Origin of the sequence: Chryseobacterium sp. S0630 (assembly GCF_024158915.1) — a bacterium.
Lineage (GTDB): Bacteria > Bacteroidota > Bacteroidia > Flavobacteriales > Weeksellaceae > Chryseobacterium.
Map to the genome: position 1 here is coordinate 1 of NZ_JAMZGF010000017.1, position 19,456 is coordinate 19,456.

General features: G+C 36.3%; 16 protein-coding genes. 4 read left to right on the plus strand and 12 right to left on the minus strand.

The window, feature by feature from the left end; translation table 11 throughout:
- The first annotated feature begins 369 nt into the window (after window positions 1–369).
- Window positions 370–2,700 (plus strand): ATP-dependent helicase, encoded by a 2,331-nt coding sequence (locus NK356_RS09700; protein ID WP_034697437.1) that lies wholly within the window; start codon window positions 370–372, stop codon window positions 2,698–2,700.
- Window positions 2,701–3,114: 414 nt separating this feature from the next.
- Window positions 3,115–5,883 carry a TonB-dependent siderophore receptor gene (locus NK356_RS09705; protein WP_253316872.1) on the plus strand — a complete coding sequence of 923 codons (2,769 nt, stop codon included), beginning with the start codon at window positions 3,115–3,117 and terminating at the stop codon, window positions 5,881–5,883.
- A 329-nt stretch (window positions 5,884–6,212) separates the two neighbouring features.
- On the opposite strand, the gene NK356_RS09710 is transcribed toward NK356_RS09705, so the two are convergent.
- The 5 genes from NK356_RS09710 to NK356_RS09730 form a co-directional block, all read right to left on the minus strand.
- Complete coding sequence (locus NK356_RS09710) at window positions 6,213–8,102, minus strand: carbon starvation protein A (RefSeq protein WP_253316873.1); 1,890 nt, start codon at window positions 8,100–8,102, stop codon at window positions 6,213–6,215.
- Between the two features lie 194 nt (window positions 8,103–8,296).
- On the minus strand, window positions 8,297–9,334 hold the full coding sequence (locus NK356_RS09715; RefSeq protein WP_034697435.1) for an alpha/beta hydrolase: 1,038 nt from the start codon (window positions 9,332–9,334) through the stop codon (window positions 8,297–8,299).
- Between the two features lie 21 nt (window positions 9,335–9,355).
- Window positions 9,356–9,739: a DUF3037 domain-containing protein gene (locus NK356_RS09720; RefSeq protein ID WP_034697434.1), complete on the minus strand. Its 384-nt coding sequence runs from the start codon at window positions 9,737–9,739 to the stop codon at window positions 9,356–9,358.
- A complete protein-coding gene (locus tag NK356_RS09725; protein WP_034697433.1) occupies window positions 9,726–10,499 on the minus strand; it encodes a HipA family kinase in 774 nt (257 codons plus the stop codon). The genes NK356_RS09720 and NK356_RS09725 overlap by 14 nt, the downstream gene beginning before the upstream one ends.
- Before the next feature lie 15 nt (window positions 10,500–10,514).
- Window positions 10,515–11,771, minus strand: coding sequence for a T9SS type A sorting domain-containing protein (locus NK356_RS09730; RefSeq protein WP_253316874.1), 1,257 nt, complete (start codon window positions 11,769–11,771; stop codon window positions 10,515–10,517).
- A 61-nt stretch (window positions 11,772–11,832) separates the two neighbouring features.
- On the opposite strand from NK356_RS09730, the gene NK356_RS09735 reads away from it, so the two are divergent.
- Window positions 11,833–12,675: a S9 family peptidase gene (locus NK356_RS09735; protein ID WP_034697431.1), complete on the plus strand. Its 843-nt coding sequence runs from the start codon at window positions 11,833–11,835 to the stop codon at window positions 12,673–12,675.
- 48 nt (window positions 12,676–12,723) lie between these two features.
- Window positions 12,724–13,233 carry a hypothetical protein gene (locus tag NK356_RS09740; RefSeq protein WP_253316875.1) on the plus strand — a complete coding sequence of 170 codons (510 nt, stop codon included), beginning with the start codon at window positions 12,724–12,726 and terminating at the stop codon, window positions 13,231–13,233.
- Window positions 13,234–13,288: 55 nt separating this feature from the next.
- Here the strand turns inward: NK356_RS09740 and NK356_RS09745 are convergent, their stop codons facing one another.
- The 7 genes from NK356_RS09745 to NK356_RS09775 all read right to left on the minus strand — a co-directional run bounded on the left by NK356_RS09745 (window position 13,289) and on the right by NK356_RS09775 (window position 19,317).
- Complete coding sequence (locus NK356_RS09745) at window positions 13,289–13,888, minus strand: hypothetical protein (RefSeq protein WP_034697430.1); 600 nt, start codon at window positions 13,886–13,888, stop codon at window positions 13,289–13,291.
- 13 nt (window positions 13,889–13,901) lie between these two features.
- Window positions 13,902–14,723 carry a flavin reductase family protein gene (locus NK356_RS09750; RefSeq protein WP_034697429.1) on the minus strand — a complete coding sequence of 274 codons (822 nt, stop codon included), beginning with the start codon at window positions 14,721–14,723 and terminating at the stop codon, window positions 13,902–13,904.
- An 87-nt stretch (window positions 14,724–14,810) separates the two neighbouring features.
- Window positions 14,811–15,224: a GxxExxY protein gene (locus NK356_RS09755; RefSeq protein WP_051934459.1), complete on the minus strand. Its 414-nt coding sequence runs from the start codon at window positions 15,222–15,224 to the stop codon at window positions 14,811–14,813.
- 99 nt (window positions 15,225–15,323) lie between these two features.
- The gene (gene fahA / locus NK356_RS09760) at window positions 15,324–16,571 is read right to left on the minus strand and encodes a fumarylacetoacetase (protein WP_079240643.1); all 1,248 of its coding nucleotides are present in this window, start codon (window positions 16,569–16,571) and stop codon (window positions 15,324–15,326) included.
- A gap of 54 nt (window positions 16,572–16,625) precedes the next feature.
- Entirely contained in the window at window positions 16,626–17,087 is a 462-nt protein-coding gene (locus NK356_RS09765) for a hypothetical protein (RefSeq protein WP_079243851.1), read from the minus strand.
- Window positions 17,088–17,157: 70 nt separating this feature from the next.
- Window positions 17,158–18,288 carry a 4-hydroxyphenylpyruvate dioxygenase gene (gene hppD / locus NK356_RS09770; protein ID WP_034697426.1) on the minus strand — a complete coding sequence of 377 codons (1,131 nt, stop codon included), beginning with the start codon at window positions 18,286–18,288 and terminating at the stop codon, window positions 17,158–17,160.
- A gap of 237 nt (window positions 18,289–18,525) precedes the next feature.
- Window positions 18,526–19,317 (minus strand): hypothetical protein, encoded by a 792-nt coding sequence (locus tag NK356_RS09775; RefSeq protein WP_034697425.1) that lies wholly within the window; start codon window positions 19,315–19,317, stop codon window positions 18,526–18,528.
- Window positions 19,318–19,456: the final 139 nt, after the last annotated feature.

Consider the following 19,456-nt stretch of genomic DNA (forward strand, 5'->3'; position numbering starts at 1 on the left):
CGTGGTTTGAGATTACGAATAATTATTGCAGACAAATTTTCTAATTTGTGGTTAATCATTCACCATTGACCATTCACCTGCGAAGCAAAATTGAGTATTGAAAATCCAAGATTGAATGGTTAGTCCGTTGCGCTTGTGAATTTTTACGGGATTCGGGTTGCGTGGTTTGAGATTACGAATAATTATTGCAGACAAATTTTCTAATTTGTGGTTAATCATTCACCATTGACCATTCACCTGCGAAGCAAAATTGACTATTGACAAATACTATTAATACAATCCTAATCCCTCAAATTCCTAACTTCTCTATGAAAGTTTGAATTCTGCTCTGAATACCTTAATTTTGTGTTCCCAAAATTTTTTTGCTGTATGGACTATTTGAAAGGACTCAACGAATCACAATATGAAGCTGTTACCTCTTTACAAGGACCTCTCATGGTACTTGCCGGAGCAGGTTCAGGAAAAACGCGTGTATTGACTATGCGTATTGCCCATTTAATACACAACGGAATAGACCCTTTCAATATCCTGGCGCTTACCTTTACCAATAAAGCGGCACGTGAGATGAAAGACCGTATCGCCAAAGTAGTAGGAGACAGCAATGCAAGAAGTCTTTGGATGGGTACATTTCACTCCGTTTTTGCAAGAATTCTGAGAATTGAAGCTCATTATCTGGGATATCCTTCCAATTTTACCATTTATGATCAGCAGGACGCTCTGAATGTAATTAAAAAAGTTCTGAAGGATATGAATATCGATGCAGATCTTTATAAGCCTAAAAAAGTTCAGGCAAGAATTTCAACCTATAAGAATAACCTGATTACCGTAAAAGCTTATTTCAACAATCCTGAACTGATGGAAGCGGATGAAAAAGCAAATATGAAATTCATCGGACAGATTTACCAGAAATATGTGGATCAGTGCTTCAGAAACGGATCTATGGATTTTGATGATCTGTTGTTGAAAACCAATGAACTATTGACCCGTTTTCCTGAAGTGTTGGCGAAATATCAGGACAGATTCCGATATATCATGGTAGATGAGTACCAGGATACCAACCACTCTCAGTATCTTATTGTAAAAGCTTTGGCTTCAAAATTTGAGAACATCTGTGTGGTAGGAGATGATGCGCAGTCTATCTATTCTTTCCGTGGAGCTAATATTTACAATATCTTAAACTTCAAAAAAGATTATACAGATGCCAAAACAGTATCGTTGGAACAGAATTACCGTTCCACACAGAATATTGTAAATGCAGCTAATGTGGTCATCGCTAAAAACCTTCAGCAGTTTAAGAAAAATGTATTCAGTGATAATGAAGAAGGAGATAAGATTAAAATATACCGATCTCTTTCCGATGCTGATGAAGCCAATTTCGTGGCAGGAAATATCTGGGAACTTCGTAACCGTGACCAGAGAAAGTACAGCGATTTTGCTATTTTATACAGAACCAACTCTCAGACACGTGCTTTTGAAGATGCACTGAGACGTAAAAATATTCCGTACAAAGTATATGGAGGTCTTTCTTTCTATCAAAGAAAAGAAGTAAAAGATCTTATTGGATACCTTCGTCTTCTGATCAATGAAAATGATTCTGAAGCATTAATGAGGATTATCAATTATCCGGCAAGAGGAATCGGAGAAACGACGCAGAATAAACTGATTGTTTTTGCTGATGCCCACAATATTGCAGTTTCAAAAGTATTGGAAAACCTTCCGATGTATGCACCGCAATTAGGTTTGAACAATGGGGTTTTAAACAAATTGAACGACTTCTGGTCTATGATCAAAGCTTTTCAGGTATTGCTGAAAACAGAAACGGCTTACAGTGTGGCTATGGAAGTAGCAAAACGAAGCGGGTTAATCAAATTTTTAAAAGATGATCAGACTCCTGAAGGGATTTCCAGAGTAGAAAACGTACAGGAATTGATGAACTCCATGCAGGGATTCATTGAAGAGCAGATGCAGCTTGAAGATGGTGATCCGAGTCTTTCCAATTTCCTTGAAAACATTGCACTTTCTGCAGATACTCAGGATAAAGAACTGGGAGATGATATGGTTTCTTTGATGACCATTCACCTTTCAAAAGGATTAGAATTCCCGGTGGTACACTTAGTAGGACTTGAAGAAAACCTTTTCCCAAGCTTTATGAGTTCGGCAACCAGAGAAGATCTTGAAGAGGAGAGAAGATTATTCTATGTGGCATTGACAAGAGCAGAAAAGCAAGCTTTCTTCTCTTATGCTGTTTCCCGTTTTCAATGGGGGAAAATTACGGATGCTGAGCCTTCAAGATTCTTAAGTGAAATTGATGATCAATATATTGAATTCCTTAATCCTGCTTTGGAAAAAAGATTTATCAATAATTCAGGAGTGAAATCCAATATCTTTGATGAGCATCCTTCAGAAATGAAATCTTTCAAAAAGGTTGAAAAGAAAACTATTGACAGAGGTGATACTTCAAAACCTGCTCCTGAAGTCAGAAAACTGAAACCAGTAAGCACGGCTAAAATTATCAATCCAAGCGGAGCTTCTTCTCAGGATATTGAAGTAGGAGATAAAGTGAGACACGATCGTTTCGGAATAGGTGAAGTTACTTTCTTAGACGGAACAGATCCTCAGAACATCAAAGCAAAGGTTGTTTTCATGCATGAAGGAGAGAAAAATCTGATCCTGAAATATGCTAAACTGACTAAGATTTAATTTCAAAATAAAAATATAAAAGAAACGGATTCAATTTTTGGATCCGTTTTTTTATTTAAACGCGAAGTTCGCAAAGTTTCTATTAAGATGTGTTTTATATTTATGTTGGCAAGGGCGTTCCACTTAGCTAAGACAAATCCTCTGCTGAACGAAGTGCCTTTGCGATCGTAATAATAAAAAAGTAATGTGTTTTCTTTGTGTACATAGCGTTTTTCAATATTTATTTTACCGGTAACCTTCTATAAAACAATGTTTTTTACAAATGTTTCCTTAATTTATCATAACTTTAAATGAGGAATAGAAAGAAACGATAATAGTTTTTTACAAAAACAAAGTCTATCTGTTTTGTAGACTAATAAATAAATTTTACATTTGCACCTTGTAAAAACATAAATGTTAATCAAATTCTAAACTATGAATAATAAGAAAACTATTCTTTCGGCCTCAGTTTTATTTTTCCTCGGCGTATTTACTTACGGACAGGAAAAAGACAGCATAAAAGCAAATAAAGACACCTTAAAAACCAATACTGTAGAAGAAGTAGTAGTACTGGGTTCAAGAGCCGGTGCCAGATCAAAAGTAGACAGCCCTGTTCCTGTAGATGTATTCAATGTAAAAGAATCTTCAATTATTCTTCCACAGACTAATATCGGGCAAATTCTAAATGCTGTTGCCCCTTCATTTACTTCTACCATTCAAACGAATTCAGATGGAACAGACCACCTGGATCCTGCACAGCTGAGAGGTTTGGGACCGGATCAGGTGTTGGTTTTGGTGAATGGAAAAAGAAGACATACTTCAGCTTTGGTAAACGTCAACGGAACACCAGGAAGAGGTACGGTAGGAACTGATTTGAACGCTATTCCTTCTTTTGCTTTAAACAGAATTGAAGTATTAAGAGATGGAGCTGCCGCACAATATGGATCTGATGCCATTGCCGGAGTAATCAATCTTGATCTGAAAAGAGATACAGGAAAACTGGCAGGGCAGATCAGTTATGGAGGAAATCTGACGCCAACGGCTAATGACCATACCGGAGATTTTGACGGACAAAATATTCAGCTGGATTTAAACTATGGGAATAAAATTGGAACCAAAGGAGGTTTCTTTAATATCACCTGGTCTTCACAATTCAGAAACCCAACGTACAGAGCAGGAACAGAAAGTGGTCCTATTTACAATGCTTACAATGCCATCGAACAGCGTGCATTGAATGACGGTGTGAATCTTTCTTCGCTTTTTACCAATATTGGAAGTACACCCAATTCGCAACAGATTGTAAATTACATCCATCAGTATGCGCAGAATGTGAGCTATTTTTCTCAGGGTTTACAAAATGATATTCAGGGAGCAAATACCATTTCTGCACTACAAAATGTTTTGAAATCTGCCAATTTTACCAGAGATCAGCTTAATTATATCACCGATCAGGAGCTGGCTTATAGAGGACAGACGAGAAAGGATTTTAATATGCAGGTTGGACAGTCTAAGCTTAATAATCATCAGCTTTTTGTGAATGCTGAGATCCCTGTAAGTGACAACTGGAAGGTGTATACTTTTGGTGGTTATAGTATAAGACATGGAACTTCCGGAGGATTCTACAGAAGACCAACTGAAAACAGAACTTTTACAGGATTATATCCTAATGGTTACCTTCCACAGATCGGAACAGATATTCAGGATATTTCATTAGCTGCAGGAATTAAAGGAAAATGGGAAGGCTGGAATATTGATTTCAGTAATACGTACGGACAGAATTCATTTACCTATAATATTCAGAATACAGGAAATACCTCTTTGCGTTTTGCTTCACCAAGAGAGTTTAATGCAGGAGGACTAAGATTTTCTCAAAATACGATCAATTTAGATTTCTCTAAAAAATATGACGTATGGGAAGGAATCAACGTAGCGTTTGGAGCTGAGCACCGTTATGAGAATTTTAAAATTACTCAGGGGGAGCAAGCTTCTTATGCAACCTATGATGTTTCAGGAAATATATGGAACGGAAATTCTGTGAGACCTACAGATTTTTTTGGGGCATCGCTTCCGGGAGGATCGCAGGTATTCAATGGATTTAAACCTGAAAATGCGGTAGATAAAAACAGACAGTCGGTAGCAGCTTATGCAGATGTAGAATTTAACTTTACCAACTGGTTGTTAGTGGATGCTGCAGCGAGATATGAAAACTATTCAGATTTCGGATCTACATTCAATTATAAACTGGCTTCAAGAATCAAAGTAGCGCCTAATTTCAATGTGAGATTTGCTGGTTCTACAGGATTCAGAGCGCCATCTATCCACCAGATTTATTATAATGTAACGTCTACATTGTTCACCAATAATCAACTTTTGGAAGTAGGAACCTTTAGCAATGATTCTCAACTTGCAGGATTGCTGGATATGCCAAAACTGAAACAGGAAACCTCTAAATCAGCAAGTGTAGGATTTACCTATAGAATTCCCTCGGCTAGTCTTACCTTTACAGCAGACGGATATTTCACGAGAATTGATAACCGTATTATTCTTACAGACCAGTTCTTAAAAGCGAATGTTCCTCAGAAAGCACAGGAAGCTTATGACCAATTGGGAATTAATGCAGCGCAGTTCTTTACCAACGCTATTGATACAGAAACAAAAGGTTTAGATGTAGTGATTTCACACAATGCCAGATTCTCAGGATTTAAGTTGGATAACAACTTTGCCATTAACCTTAATAAAACAAAACAGGTTGGGGATATCCATTCTGCAGGTCTTTTACAGTCGCCACAATTGGAGAAAGTGTATTTTTCTGAGAAATCAAGAGTGTATCTGGAAGAAGCCGTACCGAGAGTGAAAGCCAGTCTTTCTCATACGCTTTCATGGAAGAATGCAAGTTTATATCTGAGAAATACCTATTTCGGGAAAGTAACAGGCGCTGATATTATTGATGTGAACGGAGACGGAATTATTGATTTTAATGAACACCAGCAGATCGGAGATAAGATCATTACGGACTTATCTGCTGCTTATCAGTTTACTAAAAATGTAGGATTGACTTTGGGAGTAAACAATTTGTTTGATATCTATCCAACGAAAAACCTTACTGCTTCTACCAATAATGATCAATTTATCTATTCAAGATCGACTTCACAGTTTGGACAGAACGGAAGATATGTTTTTGCAAGATTGAATTTCAATTTTTAAATAAAATAAGAGATCATATTTATAAACTTTTATATGTTGAACCCTTAAGAGGTAATAAGAGTTTAAGATTATTAAGATAAGCTTCGCTTTAAGCTTAAAAATCAAAATGATTTACCTTAACTATACTTTATTTCTTAAATCCCCTTAATGGTTTTAATATATTCTACGTTTAAATAACTCCAATAAAAAAAACAGTTCAGAAATCCTGAACTGTTTTTTCTTTATGTAATATGAATTAAACTTTTATTTTTGAACCCTTAAGAGGTAATGAGAGTTTAAGAGTATTAAGATAAGCTTCGCTTTAAGCTTAAGAGTCAGAAAGATTCATCTTAATTATACTTTGTTTCTTCAATCCTCCTTAATGGTTTTTCTTTATAAAATTTGAATACCAGTTCTTTCACTGGTTCACCATAATGGTCAATTTCAGTTGTTTTGATTTGAAGAAGTTGATACCATTTTCTGAAAGCTCCTGCAAATACAATAAGCATCAGAACCATGGCTGTTACTGCTAAAGTTGCCAGTAAATATTGTCCTTTAGGAATATAAATAGCAGTCACCTGAATATAACCTGCCCAGAAGGTAATTCCAGCCATAAAAACACCCGGAATAGCCGAGCATAGAGCGTATTTCCCTCTGTTCATTCTGATCAGCATCGTTGTACAGACGATAAGTCCGCAGGCTGCCAGCAGCTGATTACTGATCCCGAATAATGGCCAGATACTGTTTACATTTCCGGTATACACCAGATATCCCCAGGCAAAAGTGAAAAGAAGACTGCTGATAATAATCCCCGGAATCCAGTTTTTATCATTGAATTTTGGAACAACAGAACCCAGCATTTCCTGTAAAAAGAATCTACCCACTCTTGTTCCTGCATCAATGGCAGTAAGAATAAATACTGCTTCAAACATAATCGCAAAATTATACCAATAAGCTGTCAGCTGATCCATATACGGAATTTTATTAAAAATATGAGCCATTCCTACAGCCAGAGATACTGCACCTCCGGTTCTTCCGTAAAGATCAATACCTATTTTCTGTGAATAATAATCTATATCTACTCCGTGCAGGGAAGGATGCGCTGCCAGAAATGAATCATAGGCTTCTTTGGGAGTGTTGATGGCAAAATAATCACCCGGCATCAGCGTACAGGCAGCAATAAGTGCCATTAATGCTACAAAACCTTCTACAAGCATAGCTCCGTAACCTACAAAAAGAATTTCTCTTTCCTTATTAAGCATTTTTGGAGTGGTTCCCGTAGCAATCACTGCATGGAATCCGGAAATCGCTCCACAGGCAATCACAATAAAAATAAAAGGAAGGACCGGACCGCCAATAATAGGGCCTCCGCCATTAACAAAAGCTGTAATCGCAGGCATCTGTATCGTAGGATGAATAACGATTACCCCGATAGCCAGCATAATAATAGTTCCTATTTTTAAATATGTTGAAAGATAATCTCTCGGAACCAAAAGAAGCCATACCGGTAATACCGAAGCAATGAAACCATAGAGAGGAATTGCTATAGAAATTGTTTTAATATCCCAGGAAAATAAACCATTCATCGTAGGATTCTGCATCAGGGTATGTCCTCCGATAATCCCAGCAATCAGAAGAATCCCTCCGAGAATACTTGCAAAAAGCACACTGTTCTTTTTGTAACGCATAATCAGTCCCATAATGATTGCAATGGGCATAGTAATCACTACGGTAAAAAGAGACCATGAAGCTTCGTGCATCGCATTGATACAGGCCAATGATAAACCTGCCAGCGTAAGAATCAAAATGAAGAGGATAGCAAAACCCGCTACTGTACCCGTTGCCTTTCCAATTTCTTTGGAAGCAATCGTTGCAAGACTTTGTCCTTTATGTCTCACAGAAGCAAAAAGAACAATCATATCATGTACTCCGCCTCCCAGTACGCATCCTATCAATATCCATAAAGCACCCGGAAGATAGCCGAACTGCGCAGCAAGAACAGGTCCTACCAAAGGTCCTGCAGCGGCAATAGCTGCAAAGTGATGCCCGAAAAGTACATTTTTATTGGTAGCCACATAATCTTTACCATCTGCAAATTCTACAGCAGGTGTTGTATTTTGATCATTGAGCCGGAGAACTTTATTGGCAATGAAAATACCATAAAAACGGTAAGCTATCGCAAAAAGAAGAACAGATACAAAGATGAGCGTAAGCGCATTGATATTGTTTAAAGATTCCATATTGCTTATTTTTATTGATAAATAATTAAGTTATTGATGTTTTTGTTGTAAATAATTTAAACAAAGACCAAGGTAATTAATTCTCAATGAAAAAATATCAATAAGTATATCAATCTAGCAAATTTGTGATTTTGTTTTTATTTATTGTGTTTATTTATAGTATTTTGTGTTGTTTTTAAATAAGGGTGTGTATATTATTTCTTCTGTGAAAGAATGAATTCCACCATCTGATCAGTAAGTTGATCCAGATAAGCTTTATCAGTTGTGCCAAATCCGTGTACTCCGCCATCTACGATAATCAGTGAGTTCTGTATTTTTGCTCTGTTTAATTTTCTGTGAAGCTTTTTAGACTGATTTAAAGGAACAATTTTATCATTATTCCCCTGAACAATCAAAGTAGGCACACCTCCGGAAACAAAATAGACAGGGGACATTGTTTTAAGATAATCAATAGCGCTGTCCTGATCTTTTCTGATATCATATCCGGAAATTCCTTTGACAAGATTTTCCTGTAACCCGACAATTTTTTTTGACATTAATCCGATGAGTGCTACGGGAATTGTACCTAATTTTGTGTGGAAAAGTTTGTTGAGGTCTGCAGGGCCATAATGATCAATCACATAATTCACCTTAGCCGAATAAGACGAAAGCTCCGGATTACCCAAATAAGTATTGTCTGGTGTATAGGCTGCCATCAGAGAAAGGTGAGCACCAGCTGAAGCCCCGAATAACCCTATATTATTGGTGTCAAAATGATATTTCTCTGCGTTTTTTCTTACCCATCTTACCGCATCTTTGGTATCTTCCAAAGGCAATGGAAAATGAGTGTTGTCATTCAAAAGGGTATAATTAATACTGATTACCGCATATTGCTTGGCCATTAGCTTTGCAATGGTGGTTTCAACATAATTATCTGAGTGAATCACTTTATCTCCTTCTATCCATCCACCTCCGTGAACATAAATCAGTACAGGAAGCAGCTGGTCTGCGGCAGCATTTTTAGGAGTGAAAACATCAAGTTGAATAGGATTTCCTTTCCTGTTGGTTTTATATACAATGTCCTCAGATAAATTGGCTATTTCCGGAAGTAATGTACTTTTTACAGGAGGAGTTTTAACCTGTACCTGTGAGAAGTTCTGTGAAAAAAATAAATTAGAAAATCCTATTATTAAAACAAAAAACAGGTTTGTGAAAAACCTGTAGATTGATATGTTGTTTGTCGATAAATTCATAATAAATTTTTTAAGGAAGTATTACTTTACTAACTCCTCAAAAAGCTTACCAAAAGTGGCATTCAGATCCTTTGATTTTCCCGGATGAGGTCTTGAGGTCTGTATCACAGAACTTCTTACCGCTGTCAGCCATCGGAAGCGCTCCGGAATATCAAAAAAAGCAATAGGACCGCCATCTTTCTCACCATTGGCAATTTTTTTAAAGCTTTCCAGATTGTGGATGATATCATCGTAATCCAGTTTGCTGTGCATCAGTTTGAATTTGTCCGGACACAAATAGAATTCCACTCTGATGAATTTCTCCTTCTTAGAAAACATCACCAGCCCGATATTGAAAAACTCTTCTCTTTCAACTTTAGGCACCAGGCGTATTACCGCATATTCATATATTTTATCCTCTTGCATTTTTCGCTTCGTTTACAAAGATTTGAGAATTTTCTAATCTGGTTTTCATAAACTGAAAATAGATTTCACGAATTTCATCCGGTGTTTCATCAGCATCATTCCAGTGTAACCAGTCCTCAGGAATCATGTTGACAATTTCTCTGAAAAGAGTATCATTCAAAATTTCATGGGCAAATTTATCAGCTTCGTCAAGCATTTTTGCCTTAGGAAGAAGCACGTGGTCTTTCACATATTTGAAAGGTGTTTTGGCTGCTGCATCAAAATTCTGCCATGAGTGATGGAAGTAGAACGAAGCACCATTATCGATGATCCAAAGTTCTTTATGCCACATCAGCATATTCGTATTTTTAAAAGTACGGTCGATGTTGGTAATGAATGCATCCAGCCATACTATTTTTGAAGCCAGAAGCGGATCCACACTTACTCCCGGATCATATGTAATAGAACCGGAAAGATAATGTAACCCGAGATTCAGACCTTCAGAAAACTTCAGAAGATCCTGGATTTCCTCATCGGCTTCCGTTCTTCCGAAATCAGCATCAAGATTAACGAAAACAAGTTCAGGAATTTTAAGTCCTAAAGCTTCGGTAATTTTCCCACCCAACAGTTCGGAGATCAGCATTTTTACCCCATGGCCTGCACCACGGAATTTTAATACATATTTGAAATCATCATCAGCTTCTGCCAGAGCCGGAAGAGATCCTCCTTCTCTCAGGGGCAGAATGTAACGCATCACGGTTACAGTTCTTAAATTCTGCATGCAGCAAAAATAAGCTTATTTTTTAATAATTTTTTTAGTGAATTCCTTTTCTCCTGTTTTATATTGCAGGAAATAAACTCCGCTGGTCAGATGCTGAAGTGAAATACTGTAGCCAGTCTCTGTTTTATTCAAATGGTAAGGAATGATCTTTCCTGATACATCTGTAAGAGAAAGTATCTCAACTTTATTTTTAGAAGCAATGCTGATAAGGTTCTGAACAGGATTTGGATAGATCTGAATACCGTTTTCTATAGTTGTTTCCGCAGTATTTAATGTGCTTACAACAACCAGTTTTGTTTTAGTGGTGGTTGCTCCGCAGGCATCTGTTGTAAGTTTTACATTATAACTTCCTCCCACAGCATAAGTGTGCGTCGGATTTTCCAGAGTAGAAGTAGTACCATCACCAAAATCCCATGAATAATTGGCCGCATTTTGAGTTGTATTCGTAAACTGAATACTTCCTGCTCCGTTAAGCTGATAGGTGAATCTGCTGTGAACATCATTGTTGGTTACATACCATTTACCAGGCTGGTTATACACTTCTGTTTTCACAATATCTTTAATCAGTTGAGCCTGTGCAGCAGTAAGATTTCCATTAAAAGGAATCTGTGTAGGATCTTTTTTGAATATAATAGTATAAAATGTATACGCAGCTGCCATAGAACCAATGTAGCTAGGGTGAGATTCATCCTGATCATACAGTTCAATTGCTGGATTTTGCTCTCTGATTGTTCTCCATACTTTACCTACAGGAGAGACAATGCCTTCATTGTTCATGGCCATTTCCATGTAACGGTTATAAATTTGAGTGTCCATTCCCAGGTATGTACAGACCGTAGGAAGTCCTGGACAGTTGGTTGCATCACCATTTTTACGCCCCCAGGTCATGTAGAAAATAACATTTCCACAAGGATTGGCTGTTTTAATTAAATTGGAAAGCTGAAGGGCATAAGGATACACCTGATTTTGTACCTGTGAATCAGGAAACGAAGGAAGCTGGCTCTGTTCCTGTAATACCACGTAATCCCAGTTCCCCTGATTGATGTCTGTAATGACATTCGGGTTGTTGGAGTGATCCTGCAGGGTAGCGCCTCCCGGAGTCTGACTGTGATGTTCGAATACGTCGCCATTAGATGTGGCAATGCTTTGAATAAGGCCAGGTAAATTGTTAACGTAAGTATAACTATTTCCAATAAAAAAGACCCTTTTGGTTGTCTGGCTCAGGATGAAAGAAAAAGTAATTAAAAATAAAAAAAGTAGAGTTTTTTTCATAAATTTCAGTTTGAATTAATCCTATAAATATAAATAATATTAAGTAAAGCCCATTTGTTTTATGAATTTGATTGTAGAAAAGAATATATACTTAGAAAATAAAGAAACAAAAGGTTTTCTTGCTGATGTTTTTTATAAAGACACTCAAAAAAAACTTCCCTTGGTCATATTTGTTCACGGATATAAAGGGTATAAAGATTGGGGAGCCTGGAATATGATGGCTGAAAAGTTTGCTGAAGCAGGTTTTTTCTTCGTCAAGTTTAATTTTTCGCATAACGGAACCACAACAGATGATCCGTTTAATTTCGGAGATCTTGAAGCTTTTGGACAGAATAATTATTCTAAAGAACTTTCAGATCTTGGTGTTGTAATTGATCACTTTAGTAAAGATCCCCATGTGGATGATGAAAAGATTGTCCTGATCGGGCATAGCAGAGGAGGAGGAATTTCTATTATTAAAACCTTTGAAGACGAAAGAATCAACGGTTTGATTACATTGGCCAGTGTGGATACTTTAGATCGTTTCCCAAAAGATACTGCTTTTGAAAACTGGAAAAATAATGGTGTTTATTATGCTTTGAATGGACGTACCCAACAGGAAATGCCTCATTATTATCAGTTTTATGAAGATTATGAAAAAGATATGCACCGTTTTGATGTAGAACGAGCTACAGAAATGGCTAAAGCTTATATGTTGATTATTCATGGAACAGAAGATGAAGCGGTAGAGGTGAAGCAGGCAGAACATCTTCATATTCTTCACCCCAATTCTGAATTGTTTCTGATTGAAAATGCCAACCATACTTTCGGGGCGAAAGAACCATGGGAAGGAAATGATTTACCAAAAGATCTCAATACTGTAACTGAAAAATGTATTGATTTTATCAAAGAAAAATTGAAATAAAACGTTTAAAACTACGTTATTATACATTAACCACCATAAAATAGAATTATGAAAAAAATTATTGCAGGCGCATTTGCGCTTTCACTATGGGTTGTTTCATGTAAAAAAGAAACAAAAACAGAATCTTCTGTAAGCAGTGATACTTTGGCAACCGTAATGCCTAAGGATTCCGTAACAACTCCAAAAACAGATTCAGCAGCAACTGCAGCTCCTTCTGCTCCTGCTCCGGATAATGTTATTACCAAAAACGTTGGGAAATATCCTCATGATATTAAATTCTTTGAAGATAAAGGTATTTCAGAAAGACTGAAAAAGCTTACCGGTGCTCAGTATGATGAGATGGTAAAGAATTTCAATGTTGAAAGTCCTATTGCATCAGAAAATGGAATCTACAAACTGACAGGATGCAAACAACATGACTGCCCGGGATATGCTACAAGTATTTACTACGATGCTAAAAATGACAACCTGAATGTTTCTATTGATAAAAACGGTAAAGCAACAGAATTTGCTGAAAAAGGAAAAATTACTGTTTCTGAATCGCTTAAATCCAAATAATAAAAAAAGGAGTGAAACTTTCACTCCTTTTTTTATTGATGATCAATAGATATCTTTAGTTCGTTTTAACAGCATTCTTTTTTACTGCCTTTAAAAGACTTCGAAAGTTTTTCATAGTCATCATTTCTGTTGAAGGATCGAAGATAGTCACCTTTTGATCTTTCTCCACTGAAACTTCTGAATATGCTTTGAGCGAATATATTTTCTTCATAGTACTGATATCATAGACATCCATCATTGCAAAAGTTTCATTTTTTTTATATTCATATTGCGTTCCAATTGAATTATCTAAACCGTTTCGCACTTTCATGGTGTAGATGTTTACCAGAAAATTAAAATCAGAGCTCCTTTTCAATACCTCAAGATCTTCAGTTTCCGGATCAAAAGAAATGCTATTCTGAATTATATTTTCTGCTTTTGCCGTTTTTAAATCAAAGGCTTTGCCATTGCTTAAATCCTGGAATAGTTGAAATGCCTCTTTGCTCATCATTTCCCGGTGGTGCGAATCTACATCCGTTTTGATGTTGTTAATCAGCCACTTTTTGTCCTTCGAAAATACCAATGACTTGCTATAGATCCCATAATCTTTTTTTACAGGATAATAGCATGATTGTAATGTGATTATGAGAAAAAGGAAGAAAATGTATTTTTTCATCAATGAATTCAGACTATTTAATTAAAATCTTCCAGGCTTCTTCAATTTTGCTTTCCAGAAGTAATTTCTGTGCATCAAGATGGATATTTTCATCGGCATGAAAGTCTCCGGCAGGTAATACTTCCGTATTGGCAAGCATTCCAAGGTCATTTCCTGTAAACACTTTACTGTACTTAATAGAATCTGGCAACAGATCGAAACCGATTCCTTTTGTTACCAAAGGTTTGGGCACTTCAAAAAGACTGTTTTCATTGCTTCTGGAATACCAGTTACTGCCTAAACGGGCTACCATATCCAGTTTTTTCTGATCCAGATTTCCGGCTTCATTCAGATATTCTTCTCTGATATGGATTTTCTGAACCTCACAAATCACCAGATTTCCGGCACCACCCTGATCTCCCAATGATTTTACTTCTAGAACTTTACATTCAAAGTTAACAGGACATTCTTCAATAAGCTTAGGTTGTACAAGATCTGCATCTTTCATCGTAAGACCGGATTTGATAAATTCATTGACTCCGGTTTCGTATTCTGTAGAAGCTAAAGAGATCTGCTGTACAATCGGAAAGTTTACTGTTCCGATTACTACTTCAGGAACTTCAATAACATTTTCCAGTGTATGTTTGGTGGTGTTATCACGTACCCTTCTCGATGGTGAAAAAATCAAAATCGGAGGAACTGTACTGAACATATTAAAAAAACTGAACGGAGATAAGTTATTATTACCGTCTTTATCTACTGTAGAAGCCAATGCAATGGGACGTGGTGAAACGGCTGTCTGCATAATGGTCTGCAATTGTACGGAGGTTATCTCGGAGGGGATTACTGTTTTCATGTTTTTGAGCTGAACACTTAAGTTATTTTTAGTTATTTCTGATTGCTTCCAAAAAAGGGCACTTAAGAGTTTGAAAATCTTTGATTTTCATTCTTTAGGAAGTTCTTTAAATATCTTAGATACAAAAGATTCACAACCTTCGTGATAAAGGTTTGTGACATTAAAATTGACTAATATTGAACGAGGAACTTTTAAAAGATTCATATAGTTGATGGTTTGTGCCTTATGAATTTGATGAATCTCAGCAACTGACTTCAGTTCTAAAACAATTAATTCTTCAATTAAAAAGTCACATTTTACCTTACAATCTATTTTATTTCCTTTATAGAAAAATGGTATTTCAAGTTCACTTCTGTATTTTAAACCTAACAAATTAAATTCTTTTTCTAAACATTGATGATAGACTTCCTCATATAAACCGGGACCAGCCAGTTTATGAACTTCTATACAAGCTCCAACGATTTTGTAAGATAAATCATTAACTAATTTTTGAGTCATCATAATGTAAGAAAATGAAAATCGTAGATTTTCAAAAAACTAAAGTGAACTTAATTTTACCATTATCATATAACTTTAAAAACTAAAGTGTTTAAATAATTATTAAAGTGTTGGAATAATTTTACCGGAAACTTCCCCGAAACCTACTCTCACACCGTCTTTTTCTGCCCATGCTTTCATGGTAACGGTATCATTATCTTCAATGAATTTTCTTTCTTCACCGTTACTTAATGATAAAGGATTTTGCCCTCTCCATGTAAGCTCAAGCATAGAACCGAAAGATTTTGGATCACTTCCTGAAATGGTACCGCTGGCATATAGGTCACCCACTTCTACGTTACATCCGTTCACGGTGTGGTGTGCCAGTTGCTGAGTCATATTCCAGTACATGTGTTTGTAATTGCTTTCACATATCAGGTTTTGATCTCCGTTTTCAGGTTGGATATATACTTCAAGGTTGATATCGTAATTTTTATCACCTTCAAATTTTAAATATTCTAAAACTTCAGGATCCTGAGTTGGAGAAGCTGTTCTGAATGGTTCCAAAGCTTCAAGCGTAACCACCCATGGAGAAATTGAAGAACCGAAGTTTTTCGCAAGGAATGGCCCTAGCGGAACATATTCCCAAGATTGGATATCTCTTGCAGACCAGTCATTGAAAACGACCATTCCGAAGATCGCATCTTCTGCATCTTTGGTAGAGATACTTTCTCCCATCTCTGTATTTTTATTGATGATGAAAGCCATTTCCAGTTCGAAATCCAGTTGTTTAGATACTCCGAAAACCGGTTTGTCTGCATCTGCGGGTTTCGTCTGACCTTTAGGACGGTTGATTTCCGTTCCGGAAACTACGATAGAAGATGCTCTTCCGTGGTAACCTACCGGTAGATGTTTCCAGTTGGGTAATAAAGCATTTGCCGGATCACGGAACATTTTTCCTACGTTGGTAGCATGTTCGATGCTGCTATAGAAGTCTGTATAATTCGGGATGTGAACAGGCATCATCATTTTTACTTTATCCAGGTCATAGAAAGCTTCTTCAATGGTTTTCTGATCTTTTGATAAAGTTGATCCTTCCTGTAGTAAAGTTTGGATTTTAGTACGAACAGCGTTGGTAACAGGTTTACCAAGTTCGATAAATTCATTGATGGTATATGCTTCAAAAACATTGTCGTCTAATCCTTCAATATCTTCAAAATAGCCAAGATCGTACAATGTAGCAAGATCAATGACCTGATCTCCGATTCTTGTACAGCATCCGATATATTCTTTGTTAAAAACTGCGACTCCGAAAGGAATATTGTGTATAGAAAAATCCGAATTTGAGGAGTAGTCTACAAATGATTTCATAAGTTTAGATTTTAGTTAGATTCAATATGATCCGGAGAAATTCCCCCGAAACATTTATTTGGTCTTTTTTGAGTAAGATGCTTCATCAATCCACCTATCTCTGGTATTGACATCGATAAGGTACAGAATGTTATCCTGTTGTGTCAGCAATAAAGTTTTGGTGACAGGCATTGGGATTTTTTTGTTTTCAAGCATATCTGCTCTTAAAGAAATAATATTTTTTTTCCTGATGATATCACCGGTGAAAACATTGGAACTGCTTTCTCCTGTTGCTTTATCATCGAAAACTTCTACATAAGTGGCATTATTCCCTTTGATAATAATAAAGTCCCTCTCCGTATGGTCGGCTTCATCTTTAATGAAAACAAACTTTTTGTTGTCAATATTTACATTTTCAAGATGTTGATTGATGCCTTTTCTTTGTTCAAGCCGGTTAAGGATTTCATTCAAAGTTCCATATTGAGCTTTAAGCCCTAAGGTTCCCAGAAGGAAAGTCCCGATTAAAAGTTTTCTCATATACTGTGTTTTATAAAAAAGTTTTGCCAGAATACTGTATTCTGACAAAACTTATATTTTTAATGTAAAATTAAAGATTACCTCTTCTTTCCTGCTCTCTTTCTAATGCTTCGAACAATGCTTTGAAATTTCCGGCACCAAAACTCTGTGCACCGTGTCTTTCAATAATTTCGAAGAATAGAGTAGGACGGTCTTCTACAGGCTTCGTAAAGATCTGTAATAAGTATCCTTCTTCATCATGATCAATAAGTATACCTAACTCCTGAAGTTTTTTAAGATCTTCATCAATATGACCAACTCTTTCAGGAACCATGTCGTAATAGGCTTCCGGTGGAGCTGAAAGGAACTCTACACCACGTTTCTTCAATTCAGTTACAGTGTGGATAATATCCTTTGTTGCCACAGCGATGTGCTGTACTCCTTCACCTTCGTAGAAATCAAGATATTCTTCTACCTGAGATTTCTTTTTACCTTCTGCAGGTTCGTTAATAGGGAATTTAGCATATCCGTTTCCGTTTGACATTACTTTAGACATCAATGCAGAATATTCTGTATTGATCTGCTTATCGTCAAAAGAAAGGATGTTCACAAATCCCATTACTTTTTCGTACCATTCTACAGTTGGGATCATTCTGTTCCAGTCAACATTTCCTACACAGTGGTCTACATATAATAAACCTGCTTCTTCAGGCTTATAATCGCTTTCCCACTTTTCATAGCCAGGCATGAAAGCTCCGTTATAATTTTTTCTTTCCACAAACATGTGAACGGTTTCTCCATACGTGTAGATACCGGACATTCTTACCTCACCATGCTCATCAGTTAACGTTACAGGCTCTAAATAAGGTTTTCCACCTCTTTTAGTTGTTTCTTCGAAAGCTGCATAAGCGTCATCTACCCAAAGTGCCAAAATTTTTACTCCGTCACCATGTTTTTTTACGTGCTCACTGATAGGAGATTCAGACTTAAGTCCTGTTGTTAATACCAATCTGATTTTTCCCTGTTGAAGCACATAAGATGCACGGTCTCTTACTCCTGTTTCAGGACCCGCATAAGCTACAGACTGAAAACCGAAAGCGGTTTTGTAATAATGGGCAGCCTGTTTTGCATTTCCTACATAAAACTCAATATAATCTGTACCGTTAATCGGTAAGAAATTTTCTGCTTGAGCTATTTTCTCGGCAAATGTAAGTGTTGACATATTTTCTCTTTTACTTTTATTTTATTGGTATGCAAATTACAAAATTCTTAGATATGGCGAAAATATTCCCACGGATTCATTGAATATATTTAACATAACGTTAAAGAAGAGTTTACTTAAGTATATTTAAGTTTCATAAGTCTAAAATCATCTGCCTACATTTGTTATACAAAAGACAAGTGAAAAAAAATATTTCGAAACATGAAAGCCGCAGATACTCTCTACGGCTTTCTTATTTTAGGTTGTTTCAATTTTTCTGTTGAGCATTCCCGCATCGGGATTATAGTTATCCCAGATCTTCCAGGTGTTATTTATTTTTTTGATAAAATAAATTTGTGTACTCAGTTGATTGACAAAATGTTCTTCTCCGGTTTCACCTACTTTAAAAAGAAGATTCCAGAATTCCTGAGATTCCAGGATTTTTTTCTCCGGATCATCAGTGACCACCTGAATATCAAAAACTTCATAATTGGATCTGTTGTTCTTGGTCACCAGCTGGAAGTCTTTATCACACAATTCTTTACTGAACAGCGAAACCCTTTCCAGGAATGGAGAATCATCAAAAACCAGGTCTTTAAAAAGCTTGGTATTATGGTTGGGAAACTGTTTACAAAACTCAAAAGCGGTGGCACAGTATTCGTAAACCATCTGCGTAAGATAAGACTGGTCATCCGTTTCCTCTTCTTCCTGTTTCTTATATCTGATGGTAAGGATGTAATCATTAAGATCTTTATATCCTAAGAAGATGCATATTTTATCAAGTGTTTTAAGAAATCTGAGATCACTATGGGTTTTATCCTGATAATCGTTTTCAAAAAAACGTTGTAAGGTTACATGAGAAATGGTATTTCCGATTTCAAATTTTTTTCCTCCTTTCAGTTCTTCAGCTTCAGAAAGCTCATCTTTAATAATTTCGGAAAGAATAATATAATGGCTTCTCTTCCATTCATTCACATTCCCCAAAACAGAATTCCTTACCTTGGAATGTTTTACCACTTCGTCTCGTATCGAATTATATATAGTTTTCAATTTCCTTGTTTTTGAAAGAGTTTTATCAAATATACTGCCAAAATTTTAATATTTTTTTATCAATTTATGATGAAGAGTTCAAAATTTGTTTTAATATTTCAATTTTAAAAAGCAGTTGTAAGGACTTTATAGTTTGATA